General features: G+C 66.1%; 1 protein-coding gene. It reads right to left on the bottom strand.

Features of this window, described 5'->3' with window-relative positions; genetic code table 11:
- Positions 1–525 (bottom strand): recombinase zinc beta ribbon domain-containing protein (locus tag HMPREF0372_RS20170; RefSeq protein ID WP_007494435.1); only part of this gene is annotated, 525 nt, incomplete at both ends.

Here is a 525-nt window from a genome sequence, read left to right as displayed (position 1 = left end):
CCAGCAGCTGGTGGATGACCTCCTCATCCCACTCTGTCAGTGCCGCTGTCATATGCTCCATGGCGGCCGAGACCGCCCGCAGGCGGTTCTGGAGCCGACCCTGTTCCTGGCAGGCCCCCTCCAGCTGTGCCTTCCGTTCTTTGAGACGGGTGGTGGACTCGGACAGCTCCCGGAACCGCTCCGTGTAGTCCTCTGCTGGGTTGGCTGACGCCTCGGCCAGCAGGCTGTTGAACTGGCTGCTCAGTTCCTCCAGGGCCCGGTCGATGTCCGCCAGGCTCATACTCTCACCCAGCATCGGGGCCAGCTCCCACTCCATGACGGCGGTAAGCTGCCGGGCCAGGGTATCGCGGTCCAGCATGACGGCATTGACGGCGGCCAGGATGGCCTGCTGGAGCGGTTCCTCGTCCAGGGTGGGGGATTGGGTACAGAACTTCTTCCCATAGTCCAGGCGGCTGACGCACCGCCATACGGGGCGCTTGACTCCGCGCTGAGTCCACACGCACCGCCGGTAGGCCGTCCCGCACT

This window comes from Flavonifractor plautii ATCC 29863, assembly GCF_000239295.1.
In the GTDB taxonomy this organism is placed as follows: Bacteria; Bacillota; Clostridia; order Oscillospirales; family Oscillospiraceae; genus Flavonifractor; species Flavonifractor plautii.
This window is presented reverse-complemented; position numbering and strand designations above follow the sequence as displayed.